Raw genomic sequence first — 13,430 nt, 5'->3', positions numbered from 1 at the left:
CAATCGCCGGTTCAATACCGACAATTGGCTGCATAATAAGGTGTTTTTTACTTGTCTCAAAAAGGTTAGTCAGTGCCGATTCATCCGAAGTAGCTCTTTTTTACATGGGCAGTGTATCAGTCTTAAAATCCAAATAGCTTTCATATAGTAGGACAAAACTAAAAAAGGATCGATGTCATGACGCGACTGTTCTTCTTCCTTCTTAGCTATGGCCTTATTGTGACGACTTGTACGACGATGATTACGTATCTGAATTACACATCCATGGGATTCGATATGAGGACTGTCGGGCTTTTCATCTTGCAATCAGCGGACTTTGCGCTGTTTATCGGGGCGGTTCTCTTACTATTGCTTACCGTTTACGTCCGAGTCCCATCGCGGCTTCCATCTTCGTAAGGGTCTCCGATGCGATTGCATTCGCTTTAATAGCGCCTGCATCCAGGATATCATCCAATTTGTCGGACTCCATCAGGTCATGATACGTTTCTTGGATTGGTGCTAAGTGCTGTATGACGCTTTCAGCAACGCCCGCTTTAAAGGCGCCATATCCTTGCCCCTCATACTTGGCAACCAGTTCATCTACGGAAACACCTGTCAGTGCAGATTCGATGATCAATAAATTTGAGACACCAGGCTTATTCTCGACATCAAAACGGACAACTCCTTCAGAATCTGTGACCGCACTTTTTATCTTTTTCTCGATTTGTTTCGGCGTATCCATTAAGAAAATCGTTGCCTTCTGATTCGGATCCGACTTGCTCATCTTCTTTAACGGATCTTGCAGCGACTTAATGCGCGCGCCGACTTTTGGTATGCGCACTTCTGGAATTGTGAGCACATTTGCATAACGGCGGTTGAATCGCTCTGCTAAGTCACGTGTCAGTTCCAAGTGCTGTTTCTGGTCTTCTCCAACAGGGACGACATCTGTATTGTAAAGGAGAATATCAGCTGCCATCAGTGGCGGATAGGTTAGCAAACCAGCAGAAACACCATCTTGCCCATCCGACTTATCTTTGAACTGAGTCATGCGCTCGAGTTCTCCGATAGAAGACGTACATTGCATAATCCATCCAGCTTGTGCGTGTGCAGGCACTTCCGATTGAATGAACAATACGGACTTCTCCGGATCGATTCCGCTTGCGATATACGTCGCTGCAAGCGAACGAATTGCTTGTTTCAGTTCATCGGGATCTTGCTGTACCGTAATTGCATGCTGATCCACGATACAGAAAATGCAATCCGCTTCATGTTGAAGCTCGATGAATTGGCGGAACGCTCCAATATAGTTCCCTAATGTAATGATGCCAGTCGGTTGAACACCTGAAAAAATAGTTGTCATAAACGCTTCCTCCTTCGAAATTAGCTTAACAAATGTTGCTTGGATATCAGATAGCCCTGTTGAAGGAAGCGGTAAGGCGTCCGCCTGCAGTTGAACTCAACAAGGCTAACAATATCTCTAAATACAAAAAAACACCGACACATCCCTATAAAAATAGGGACGGTCGATGTGCAGGAACCGCGGTGCCACCCGAATTGCCCGAAGGCCACTCAAAACCCCTTAACGCGGGGGAACGCAGTGGAAAAGTAGCAGCAGCCTACTTATTCAACCGAGCTCGGGAGCCCATTCCTCATAACCGCTTCACCTGTTCACACCACCCACAGGCTCTCTTAAGAAGCTGGATTAAAAGTACTTGTTCCGTCTAAGCCGTTCTTATAATTGGAGTAATTATAATATGCACATTCTCGGAATGCAAGTACTATTCGGTTTCAAACTATTTTCTTCGGGAATACTCGAAGTAATCAGTAAAAAATTATTGCAAATTGGAACCTTTTGGAGTTTGAAACGTACTAGTAAACAAGAACATATTTTCACTTCGATTTTGTAATTGATAATGCAAATTGAAAAAAATTGATGTTTAATCTCTTTCTGAAAAGGGAATAACGATATTGATTACATAATTACTTATGTTGAGAAATGTTGATTATTGCGGAAATGTTACAATCTTGAAGAGCACAGGAAATATTTTTTAAAAAGTGTATTCATTGAGAACAAATGTGTGTATAATAGTCATTATGAAGATTAATTTAAAATGATTCTAATGTAAAAAAGTAGTCACCATTATATGAAGCCGATTGAAAGGGAGTGTCAGCAAATGGGCGTTACATTATTTACATCACCAAGCTGTACATCATGTCGTAAAGCGAAAGCATGGTTGGAGGAACATGAAATTCCTTATGAGGAGCGTAATATTTTCTCTGAACCTTTAAATATTGATGAAATCAAACAAATTCTTCGTATGACCGAAGATGGAACAGATGAGATCATCTCTACTCGCTCTAAGATCTTCCAAAAACTCAATGTCGACGTAGAGAGTTTGCCTTTGCAACGGTTATATGAATTGATCCAAGAACATCCGGGTCTTTTAAGAAGACCGATCATCTTAGATGAAAAGCGTCTTCAAGTAGGGTATAATGAAGATGAAATACGCCGCTTCTTGCCTAGGAAGGTTAGAGCCTATCAGTTATTAGAAGCACGTCGCATGGTAAACTAACGAATACTTATAAATAAGCTGATAGGGGATCTCATGGTGAATGCCGTAAACCTATCAGCTTTTTCCATTCTCCTAGTTTCCGTGCACGATGCAACGGATGGATTCTACTCAGTAACTAGGCGCAGATAGTGGTTTTTTCGCTAAAAAAATTTTGTCTGCAATGTTCGAGGCAAAACCCTTTCGTTACTGATGATTTGAACATATAGTAGAAGAAGCATCGCGGGAACGAAAAAAAGAGGTTGGACAGCACGTCCACTTCAGGGGAAAGGAGAGAGAAATCATGGAAATCGAGAGAATCAATGAAAATACTGTTAAATTCTATTTGACTTATATGGATATTGAAGAGCGGGGCTTTACTCGTGAAGAAGTATGGTACAACCGCGATAAGAGTGAGGAATTGTTTTGGGATATGATGGAGGAAATCGATTCGGAGTCCGACATTGAATTTGAAATTGAAGGTCCTTTATGGATACAAGTGCATGCTATGAGCGGCGGGATCGAAGTTCTTGTGACCCGTGCACAACTTCCTGAAGATGGAGAATCGACGGAGTATCCTTATGGCATTGATGATCCTCGTAAACTCTTCCAGCCTGAACTTGAAGCATCGATGGACTCTTCTGAGTCGGCAAATGAGTCAGTTGCAGATAGCAGAATGGCAGCAGCACGTGAATTGTTTGTATTCAAAGACTTTGATGATTTAATCCCTTTGGCTTCTCAACTTTCTGATTTTGATGAAGCGACTGCATTATATGCTTTCGAAGAGAAGTACTACTTGTATATCGACTATAGTTCATCAGACAAAGAAATCTCAGATAAGATTGATGTGGAAAGTATTATTCTTGAATATGGTACGCCTACGAACTTGACGATTCATCGCTTAAAAGAATATGGAACTGAAGTAATGGGTTCTAATGTGTTCCAAACGATTGAATCTTATTTCTAAATGATCCACAGCCACCTTTCGAGGTGGTTTTTCTATGCTTGAAAATCCATTTGGAGGTAAGAAATAGATGAGCAATGAAATCAAAGTTGCTATTTCACGTATTAGTTCGTAAACTATTCAGTGAAAGGAGTGATTCACATACTGACCGCATCTTTGAACGATGGTACACCCGTTATTCTCGACGAAACCGTCAAACGAGAATACTTGAGAACGTGGCGTACCGAGCAACAATTCCATTGTCCGCAATGTGGCGAGCGTGTACTTTTGAAAGTTGGTTCCATACGGATTCCTCACTTTGCTCATGAAGCGGATTCATCCTGTTCGGCTAACTTTTCGGAAGGAGAGTCAATCCCGCACCTTCAAGGAAAACAGGTTTTGCACTCATTCTTTCAGCGCCTGGAGAAATCATCCGTTTTGGAGCCCCTCATACCAGAACTTGCACAACGTCCTGACTTACTTGTGCAGCATAAGGGTGAATCGATTCCGATTGAATTCCAATGCAGCCGTTTGCCTGAAGATGTGAAATCCAGTCGGACTGAAGGATATAGGTCCATAGGAATGGAACCTATTTGGATTTTACAAACTCCAGAAAAGTATAAGGAGCGTCCTGAAGGCATGGGACTATTCAGTTTTTCTGCTTTTCATCAACTGTTTTTTACAAAGAGCATATCCCCAGAAGACACTCTGCTCACGTTATCCCCCGAGACAAAGCAATTCCATTATTTCAGTCATCTGATGCTTATCGATGGAAATCGCTTCATCGCAAATCATCGTAAGTTATCGACTCATTTACAAACTTTTCCGTTTGCACGACCAAAACTTCCCGATCGACAGATGCTTCTCCACTACTACAAATCTTATAAAATTCAACGGGCGACGTATTTACAGCGTTCCATCTTTTTAAACCGCCGTGGCGTCCAGAACCCTTTCTTACGCCATTGTTACGAACTGAAACTGCATCCGACAGAACTACCCTTGTGGATAGGGGTTCCCGTCAAAGGGAATCGTGCATTCTCTGTTCACGACTGCCAGTGGCAAATTGGAATCATATATTTGTTACACCGCTTCGAGCTTTCACCGACCCGTGTCCCGCTTCGCCGATTGCGCCGATTTGTACATGCTTATGCAGGAAACGATGAGCAGCAAATTGAAGCCTGTTTGTACTATTTACAATTCCTTCAGAGAATCGGTTGGAAAAAGAAGGACTCCATCGCAATTGCTCGAATAGAGAAAGAGATTGTTCACATACTTCTAGAGCGATTCCTTGCAATACAGATGGAAAATTGAGAAAATGGGAAAAGATTCGATTCCCGAATCATCGGGATCAAGGAGGAATTACATTGGCAGAGAAACTACTTACGCGTGATGAAGTGAAAGTGGAAGAAACATGGAACTTGGAAAACATCTTTGAAAGCGATGCAGCATGGACTGCGGAGTACGAGGAAATCGAGAAACTTTCATCCGAAGCGGAATCTTACCAAGGTACGCTGGACGATGGACCAGAAGCACTTTTGAAAGCACTTACTTATCGGGATGAACTCTCACAACGATTAGGGAAACTATACACGTATTCACATTTGAAGACAGACCAGGATACAACAAATAGCACATACCAAGCAATGGATAGCCGTGCAAAATCTTTGGCTGTCAAGGTTTCCACGAAGCTGTCATTTTTCCTGCCAGAATTACTTGCTATAGATGAAGCGAAGCTCAATCAACTGGTAGAAGAAAATGAAGGGCTCGCTCTCTACAAACAAGAAGTGAAAGAATTGAACAGCATGCGTCCGCACGTGCTTCCTGCCGAACAGGAATCACTGATTGCTCAAATGTCTGAAGTTGCACAAGGTTCATCCAAAACATTCAGCATGTTGAATAACGCAGACTTGACGTTCCCGACTGTAAAAAATGAAAAAGGGGAAGAGGTCGAGCTTTCTCAAGGCCGCTTCATCAATTTTCTGGAAAGCCCAGACCGTTCAGTTCGTGAAGAAGCGTTCAAAGCGATGTATGCAACATACGGATCGTTCAAAAACACATTTGCGTCAACTCTATCTGGAAATGTGAAGACAAATAACGTCAACGCTTCAATCCGGAATTATGAATCTGCTCGTGACGCTGCCTTGTCGAACAACCATATTCCTGAGCAAGTATACGAGAACCTTGTGAATACAATTTCCGATAACGTAGGGTTGCTTCACCGCTATATCGCACTTCGCAAGAAAGTATTTGAATTGGACGACCTTCACATGTGGGATCTTTATGCGCCACTCGTGAAAGATCTGGATATGAAAATCACTTATGAGGACGCAGCGAAGACGATGCTTGAGAGCTTTGAACCAATGGGTGAAGAATATCGGTCCATCATTAAGAAAGGATTGGAGAGCCGTTGGGTGGATGTCCGTGAAAACAAAGGGAAGCGTTCAGGAGCATATTCTTCAGGCTCATATGGCACGAATCCTTATATTTTAATGAACTGGCAAGACAATGTGAATAACATGTTCACTTTAGCTCACGAATTCGGCCACAGTGCCCACAGTTACTATTCACGTGCAAACCAGCCATACATCTATAGCGGTTATTCGATTTTCGTCGCTGAAGTGGCTTCAACTGTAAATGAGGCGTTGCTGAATGATTATTTGCTGAAAACGACAGACGATGATCAGAAACGGATTTACCTATTGAATCATTGGCTGGATGGATTCCGTGGAACCGTATTCCGTCAGACGATGTTTGCCGAGTTTGAACATAGGATCTATCAGTTGGACCAACAAGGGGAAGCCTTGACAGCTGAGAAGCTCACTGAAGAGTATTATGCTTTGAATGAAAAGTATTTTGGTGGCGCGATGACAGTGGATGAAGAGATCGGATTGGAATGGTCACGGATTCCTCACTTCTACATGAATTATTACGTGTACCAATATGCAACAGGGTATAGCGCCGCAGTGGCATTGAGCCATCAAATCCTTACTGAGGGTGAGCCGGCAGTAGAACGCTATGTGACAAACTTCTTGAAAGCTGGATCTTCCGATTATCCAATTGAAGTGTTGAAGAAAGCGGGAGTCGATATGACAACGACTGCACCGATCGAGGAAGCATGCCGAGTATTCGAAGAGCGTTTGAATGAGTTGGAACAATTGCTTGCGAAACAATAAGTACTGAATATGATATATTGAAATAGCATTAAAACAGACATTCATACAAAGTGCGCATGGATGTCTGTTTTGATATCTTGAAATAATTCCTATAAGTAAGCGTTTTCAAACAGGCCATATGTGACAAATCCATGAAATCGCTTGTGAATTGTTGATGTAACAATTATTTTGTGATAGATTTAACTTGTGAATGAAACTCACAAACCAAACATACACCCCTTTTGTTTGAACGTGAACATTTTTCCCATTCCCTTTATACGAGCACCGCTTCCCCCCAGGAGCGGTGTTCTTTTCATTTCTACAATGAAAAGACCCGGATCCGTGATTGAATGATGCACAAAGCTCATAAATTGCAGAAAGTGATCATAACCCGGGGAAAACGCTCATAAATCGCGGAAAATGATCATAACCCGGGGAAAGCGCTCATAAATCGAGAAAAGTGATCATAACCCGGGGAAAGCGCTCATAAATCGTGGAAAATGATCATAACTCATGGAAAACGCTCATAAATCGCGGAAAATGATCATAACCCATGGAAAACGCTCATAAATCGCGGAAAATGATCGTAACTCGGGGAAAGCGCTCATAAATCGCAAAAAGTGATCATAACCCGAGGAAAACGCTCATAAATCGAGAAAAGTGATCATAACCCGGGGAAAGCGCTCATAAATCGCAGAAAGTGATCATAACCCGTGGAAAACGCTCATAAATCGCAAAAAGTGATCATAACCCGAGGAAAGCGCTCATAAATCGCAAAAAGTGATCATAACCCGAGGAAAGCGCTCATAAATCGCAGAAAGTGATCATGCCCCGAGGAAAGCGCTCATAAATAACAAAAAATGCTCATAACCCACACCAAGCGCAAATATCCCCACAAAAAAACTTCCATAATCTATCTTATTTCATCAAACCCAATCACCGACCACATTCAATTAAATTAAAAAACAGATGGAGAAAATCTCTCCATCTGTTACGTATAATAATCGAATGCAAACACTATCCTTAGTGTTTGCGCCATAAGACTTTATCGTTAATAAAAATGCGTTCTACCTCTTGTTTCAGCAGAAGTTTCTTTAGCTCTCGTTCGCTCTCTTTTTCAGGGACACCGTAGATAGCTGCTATTTCTGCAGTTGCGAGCATCTCGAATCGGCTGAATAACTCTTCCAACGATGGAGCACGATCCCGGATGATTGGAGAACCTGTAAGCTCTTCTATAATTTGTTCATAGATTTCATAGCTGTACGAGCCGTCCACCATTAGGCCTTCGTCTTCAATGTTTTCATTGAAAAATACGAAGGTTGGGGATTTCAGAACTTCCATCTCTTTTGCTAAATGTAAATCGACTTGCAAGGACTGGAGAACGTTTTTTGAGAAGAAATCGCTGATGAATTCTTGTTTGTCCAAGTTCAATTTCTCGGCAATTTCAACGAGAACAGCAAAGGATTTAACGTTACGTGATTTTAAAAATGAATACTCGAATAGTTTTGTAAGAAATCTGAAACCGGCGCGTTTCCCTTGAAACTCCGCTGCCTTGATCGCAATGCTTGGGAACGCCGGATGTGACTTTTCAAATGCATGGGCTTCTTCACATTCGTCATCCACTAAAGGGAGTGCTTTATAATTCATCTTCGGCAGGGACGTAAGAAGACCGATGCGTAACGTGAAATACCGTTCGTATTCAACTTGCAGCCTTCTTAGTATGGGTTGCAATGCCCAGCAATCTTGACATAAGGGGTCAAGAAATACGTATAATTCAATTGGCCGAGGATGTGCAATCGGCTGCTGTTCAACTTCTGCGAAAGTTCTTCGATTCACTGCTCTCCCTCCTCGTTCCGGTTCACCATGTGGTTGGCTGTTAAGACGAGGCGTTGATAATAGATTTCACGAAGAGGACCGTCAAGACCGACCTCGTCCATCGCTTCAGCCATACAGGCTAGCCAAGCTTTGGCGCGTGTTGGTGTGATTGCAAACGGCATGTGCCTGGCTTTCATCATCGGGTGTCCGTGTTCTTCTGTATATAAATTAGGTCCTCCCAGATATTGCGTCTGGAATTGTTTTTGTTTGCGAGCGGTTTCTGTTAGGTCTGGTGGGAAAATGGGAATCAAGTCCGGATGCTTAGCCACTTTAGCGTAAAACCGGTCTATCAGTTCCGACAAACGTGCTTCACCGATCTCCTCATAGGGTATCAAAGGCTTTCGTGTCATGAATGTCATTCTCCTTTGTTGTATCTCTGCATTTCTATAGTATCAACCACATAAAACAATCACAAATAAATAGCTTCCAATACTCCGTTTCAACTTACACATTAAACGTATTGTAGTTGTTCATAACTTTGGTGACGTAATTTTGAGTCTCACGGAACGGAGGGATCCCTCCGTATTTACGGACATTTCCTGGACCTGCGTTATAAGCTGCTAGCGATAATTTCATATCGCCTCCGAACTGGTCGAGCATTTGCCGTAAGTACTTAGCGCCGCCCATAATATTTTGTTCAGGATCGGATGCGTTCGAAACGCCTAGAAATTTTGCAGTTCCAGGCATGAGTTGCATAAGCCCGGTTGCACCGGCATGACTCACTGCATCTTTGTTGAAGTTCGATTCCTGCTTGATAACCGCTGCAATCAATGCCGCGGGAACGTCATATTTTTTTGCGGCTTTGGTGATCAAAGGCGCATAAGCGCTACTGATACTGCCTTCGTTATATGTTAATGGAGGGCGGCTTGCTGAAACTTGGTCAATATATTGCAGTGCATCAGCAGGCGAATTGACCGATGGCGTGGAAAAGAACGCAAACGGATCTGCCCCTTGTGGAGATTGAATACTACCAAGCGTCGTCGCAGAGAAGCTTGAAAGCGAATCGGAAATGGAGCTCTCATTCGTCATTTCATTCAATAACGTCTGGAAGAAATCCGTGGCTCCTGTTTCCGTTTCGGTTGCAGAGTGAACAGCCCCTAGTGACTGCAGTGAATTCAATTCGAACAGGGTACGAATCATTTTCGTGTCCATACTAATCGTCCTTTCCGAGAGCTAATCATCCGTGGCAAATCTGATTCTTCTTCCAGTATATCAATTTCAGTGCCGAAAGCACAATCCTGACTGCAACAGAGGTGACTCTATGGTAAACTAATCATACTGACTGATAGGGGAAGGGAAGAGAAAAAAGTGCGTATTGAACATCGGATAACAGAAGGACGATTAAAAGAAGGAACTGTTTGTTTCAATTATAATGGAACGGAAAATACACTTGGAGATTCCCCCTCAGGGAAAATGATTACCGATTCGGATGCACTCAGTTTCGTGTATCTTTTTGAAGACGGCGAAGAATATCGGTATCTCCATTTTACGCAGCACGTATGGCCGCTCATGCAGCAACTTATTGAAATGGAAAATGGGGATCCTGTAATAGAGTGTGAAGATGGAACTGTTCAATTAATTGGGTTTACAGAAGAATTGACGATGTTGGTATTCAATATAGAAGGTAATGGAAATTACGGGGAAGAGTTCATGCTTGCTGTGGAGCAAGCATTCAAAAAGACATTACAACAAACTAGCTAACATGAACGGATGGGAGGCGGCCTTTATATGAGAATGTGGAATGATTTTCTTGCGCCCTATAAGCAAGCAGTAGTGGAGCTTAAGGTGAAGCTAAAAGGCTTGCGGCACCAATACAAATTGGAGGACCTTCATGCACCAGTTGAATTTGTGACAGGGCGTGTAAAACCACTCGCTAGCATTTACGACAAGACTCTCGAAAAGAACATTCCGTTCGAGCCATCTCCGGAACTGGCTGCTGAAGTCCCTGATATTGCAGGCCTTCGGATTATGTGCCAGTTTGTCGATGACATCGAAAGTGTCGTCGGCATGCTCAGACAGCGCAATGACTTAAAGATTGTCGAAGAAAGAGATTACATATCGAACAAAAAACAGAGCGGTTATCGCTCGTTCCATATTATTATCGAATATCCTGTCGAGACGATCCGCGGCGAAAAGACGATTCTTGCAGAAATTCAAATCCGCACACTTGCGATGAATTTCTGGGCTTCGATAGAGCATTCTTTGAATTATAAATACCAAGGGGAGCTCCCGGACGTCATCCGGCAGCGACTTGAAGGAGCTGCGGAAGCCGCTTTCCGGCTGGATGAAGAAATGTCGCTAATCCGAGATGAGATACATGAAGCACAATCGTATTTCAGTTCATTTAAAGAAACGGAAAAACGGGATATACAAGATACCTCATGGAAGGGGGAACCAGAATGATGAAGTTTGTCATCCAATCACGTGGTGATGAGTTATCCAACCGTCTAATGGCGGAGGCTAAAGAATATTTGGTGGAGTTTGGTTTGGAATATGACGAGGTGGAACCGGATATCGTTCTTTCCATCGGCGGAGATGGAACGTTGCTGCATGGTTTTCATAAGTACGTTCATCGCCTGCACGAAACTGCATTTGTCGGGATCCATACGGGCCATCTTGGATTTTATGCGGATTGGAAACCGGAAGAAATTGAAAAGTTGGTTATCATGATCGCCCGGAAAGACTATCACGTCGTGCAATACCCGCTTCTGGAGGTTGAGATTTCATACACCCATTCCGAAGAGAAATCCACGTATCTTGCATTGAACGAATCGACGATTAAATCACCCGAAGTCACTCTGGTCATGGACGTGGAGCTAAATGGAGAACATTTCGAGCGATTCCGAGGAGATGGTTTATGTATGTCCACTCCATCGGGTTCAACTGCGTATAGTAAGTCCCTGAATGGAGCGATTTTACATCCGTCATTGTCATGCATGCAACTGACTGAGATGGCGTCCATTAACAACCGCGTATTCCGTACTGTCGGATCGCCGCTTGTCCTGCCGGCGCATCATTCGTGTTTACTGAAACCAGTTAAAGGACCGGATTTCATGGTGACAGTTGACCACCTTCAGCTGCTTCAAAAAGATGTGAAGTCCATCGAATACAAAGTCTCAAAGGAACGCATTTCGTTCGCCCGTTTTAGACCTTTTCCATTTTGGAAACGTGTGTCCGAATCGTTTGTCGCCAGTGATGAAGAAAAGTAATCCTACACCGCTATTACTGAAATTCATAGCAGAAGAACAAATTCTCCTAAGGGACTTCCTTAAACTGAAAGGCCTTTCCAAAAGAGCATTGACTGCCGTTAAATTTGAAGGTGGTCGGATTATAGTAAATGGAGAAGAACGAACGGTCAGATGGATGCTTGAGCAAGGAGATCAGGTCATCATTGAATTTCCACCTGAAGAAGTAGGTGAAGGGTTGGTGCCTGAACTTGGAGAACTTTCGATACTTGCCGAGGATGATTCGATTTTAGTTGTGGAAAAACCTGCTGGGCAAGGAACGATACCATCAAGAAACCATCCGAATGGCACCCTTGCGAATATAATTTTCGGGAAGTACGTTATCGACCAACACTTTGCGACGGTTCATGTAGTTACCCGTCTGGACACAGACACATCCGGTGTCGTATGTATTGCAAAAAATCGTCATATTCATCACTTGATGAGTACACAAATGCAGCAAACTAGATTTGACAGACGGTATATAGCATTTGTGAGTGGATGGATTCTTGAAGACACGTTTACGATTGAAATGCCAATTGGCCGGAAAGACGGCAGCATTATTGAACGGATTGTCCGTCCGGATGGGCAATATGCGCGTACCGATGTGCTTGTAACAGGTCATTTTGAGATCGATGGCAGTCGGTATACAATTGTTCAACTTCAATTGCATACTGGAAGAACTCACCAAATAAGGGTTCATATGGAGTATATTGGCCATCCTTTACTCGGTGATGATTTGTACGGAGGTCCTTGTCACCTGATTTCTCGGCAAGCCCTTCATTGCAGGTCCATTTCGTTTAAGCACCCCACCACGAGCAAAAACGTTTCTTTTGAGAGTGAACTTCCACAAGATTTACTAAAACTTCTCCCAATGGAAATGAAATCTCAAGAAGGATACAAAGTAAACTTCTCAGGTTGAAACGGTTGTTTAGAAGCTACGGAGACGGTTTCACATTCCGGCCATCTAAATGCAGTCAGTTTACCGCCGAACACACATCCCGTGTCGATATTCACGGTATGATTCTTAAAGCGCGGCTCTCGTACGGGGGTATGTCCGTAGACGATCCAGGCAGTTCCGTGATACGACTTTGCCCAGTCACGTCGATCAGGACGTCCGTCCGATAAGGTCTTTCCTGTAATATCTCCGTAGAGGACAAATGTCCGGACAGCTCGGGATATCGGAGCGCCTATCAATTGCTCAGAAATACCTGCGTGTGCAATGATTAACTTTCCGCTGTCTAACTGGTGGTAAAGTGGCAGCGCTTCGTAGAATCTTTCGTAGCGATTCAGAATATGAGATCGTTTTTCTTTTGGCAAAGAGTCCAACTCTGCAATCGTGGTTTCCAACCCATGCGTGTGTTGCACGTTATTCCCTTTTGCGTACCGATACAGTTTGTTACAATGATTTCCCGGGGAATAAATGAGTTGTCCTTCGTCTTGCAGATCAAATAAAAGCTGCATCACTTTTACAGATGAAGGACCGCGATCCATTCCATCTCCGACAAATGCAACCTGTCTGCCGCCAGGATGGATTGGAATACCAGACTTCAAAGAATATCCAAGTGTGTCTAGTAAATCGAGCAGTTCATCGTAACAACCATGTATGTCACCGATTATATCGAACATATGATACACTCCTTTTTACGAAGTATTTGTAAAGCACACAAGTAGTATACAGGAGTAGTGCCAATTGGCGAAAAGAAAG

The 13,430-nt window shown here is 43.1% G+C and carries 14 protein-coding genes and 1 other annotated feature; of the genes, 9 read left to right on the top strand and 5 right to left on the bottom strand.

All coding sequences use genetic code 11. From position 1 onward, the window contains the following. Window positions 1-177: 177 nt before the first annotated feature. Entirely contained in the window at window positions 178-396 is a 219-nt protein-coding gene (locus H9659_RS03220; protein WP_191688493.1) for a hypothetical protein, read from the top strand. Here the strand turns inward: H9659_RS03220 and trpS are convergent. Continuing rightward, on the bottom strand, window positions 353-1,339 hold the full coding sequence (trpS, locus tag H9659_RS03215) for a tryptophan--tRNA ligase (protein ID WP_191688492.1): 987 nt from the start codon (window positions 1,337-1,339) through the stop codon (window positions 353-355). The two genes, H9659_RS03220 and trpS, sit on opposite strands and share 44 nt — an antisense overlap. A 152-nt stretch (window positions 1,340-1,491) precedes the next feature. Beyond that, window positions 1,492-1,712 (bottom strand) — a binding site (T-box leader). 441 nt (window positions 1,713-2,153) lie between these two features. On the opposite strand from trpS, the gene spxA reads away from it, so the two are divergent. The 4 genes from spxA to pepF all read left to right on the top strand — a co-directional run bounded on the left by spxA (window position 2,154) and on the right by pepF (window position 6,644). Continuing rightward, on the top strand, window positions 2,154-2,552 hold the full coding sequence (gene spxA / locus H9659_RS03210; protein WP_025786060.1) for a transcriptional regulator SpxA: 399 nt from the start codon (window positions 2,154-2,156) through the stop codon (window positions 2,550-2,552). Between the two features lie 280 nt (window positions 2,553-2,832). Next, complete coding sequence (mecA, locus tag H9659_RS03205) at window positions 2,833-3,495, top strand: adaptor protein MecA (protein WP_191688491.1); 663 nt, start codon at window positions 2,833-2,835, stop codon at window positions 3,493-3,495. 120 nt (window positions 3,496-3,615) lie between these two features. Continuing rightward, a complete protein-coding gene (locus H9659_RS03200) occupies window positions 3,616-4,782 on the top strand; it encodes a competence protein CoiA (RefSeq protein WP_318240677.1) in 1,167 nt (388 codons plus the stop codon). Between the two features lie 53 nt (window positions 4,783-4,835). Beyond that, window positions 4,836-6,644 carry an oligoendopeptidase F gene (gene pepF, locus H9659_RS03195; protein ID WP_191688489.1) on the top strand — a complete coding sequence of 603 codons (1,809 nt, stop codon included), beginning with the start codon at window positions 4,836-4,838 and terminating at the stop codon, window positions 6,642-6,644. A gap of 1,002 nt (window positions 6,645-7,646) precedes the next feature. Here pepF and H9659_RS03190 read toward each other — a convergent pair. The 3 genes from H9659_RS03190 to H9659_RS03180 form a co-directional block, all read right to left on the bottom strand. Continuing rightward, window positions 7,647-8,459, bottom strand: coding sequence for a DsbA family protein (locus H9659_RS03190; RefSeq protein ID WP_191688488.1), 813 nt, complete (start codon window positions 8,457-8,459; stop codon window positions 7,647-7,649). Next, window positions 8,456-8,848 (bottom strand): globin domain-containing protein, encoded by a 393-nt coding sequence (locus tag H9659_RS03185; protein ID WP_191688487.1) that lies wholly within the window; start codon window positions 8,846-8,848, stop codon window positions 8,456-8,458. Before H9659_RS03185 ends, H9659_RS03190 begins: the two co-directional genes overlap by 4 nt. Before the next feature lie 94 nt (window positions 8,849-8,942). Further along, on the bottom strand, window positions 8,943-9,650 hold the full coding sequence (locus tag H9659_RS03180; protein WP_191688486.1) for a lytic transglycosylase domain-containing protein: 708 nt from the start codon (window positions 9,648-9,650) through the stop codon (window positions 8,943-8,945). Window positions 9,651-9,806: 156 nt separating this feature from the next. Between H9659_RS03180 and H9659_RS03175 the strand changes: the two genes are divergently transcribed. From H9659_RS03175 to H9659_RS03160, 4 genes are read left to right on the top strand one after another with little or no spacing between them, the layout of a single operon-like run. After that, entirely contained in the window at window positions 9,807-10,199 is a 393-nt protein-coding gene (locus tag H9659_RS03175) for a UPF0738 family protein (protein WP_191688485.1), read from the top strand. A 27-nt stretch (window positions 10,200-10,226) separates the two neighbouring features. After that, window positions 10,227-10,901, top strand: a complete 675-nt coding sequence (locus H9659_RS03170; RefSeq protein WP_191688484.1) for a GTP pyrophosphokinase — start codon at window positions 10,227-10,229, stop codon at window positions 10,899-10,901. Beyond that, a complete protein-coding gene (locus H9659_RS03165; protein ID WP_191688535.1) occupies window positions 10,901-11,707 on the top strand; it encodes an NAD kinase in 807 nt (268 codons plus the stop codon). The genes H9659_RS03170 and H9659_RS03165 overlap by 1 nt, the downstream gene beginning before the upstream one ends. Further along, on the top strand, window positions 11,694-12,644 hold the full coding sequence (locus tag H9659_RS03160) for an RluA family pseudouridine synthase (RefSeq protein ID WP_191688483.1): 951 nt from the start codon (window positions 11,694-11,696) through the stop codon (window positions 12,642-12,644). Before H9659_RS03165 ends, H9659_RS03160 begins: the two co-directional genes overlap by 14 nt. Here H9659_RS03160 and prpE read toward each other — a convergent pair. Further along, window positions 12,611-13,351 carry a bis(5'-nucleosyl)-tetraphosphatase PrpE gene (prpE, locus tag H9659_RS03155; protein ID WP_191688482.1) on the bottom strand — a complete coding sequence of 247 codons (741 nt, stop codon included), beginning with the start codon at window positions 13,349-13,351 and terminating at the stop codon, window positions 12,611-12,613. The genes H9659_RS03160 and prpE overlap by 34 nt on opposite strands. Window positions 13,352-13,430: the final 79 nt, after the last annotated feature.

Origin of the sequence: Sporosarcina gallistercoris (assembly GCF_014836415.1) — a bacterium.
GTDB classification, from domain to species: Bacteria; Bacillota; Bacilli; order Bacillales_A; family Planococcaceae; genus Sporosarcina; species Sporosarcina gallistercoris.
This window is presented reverse-complemented; position numbering and strand designations above follow the sequence as displayed.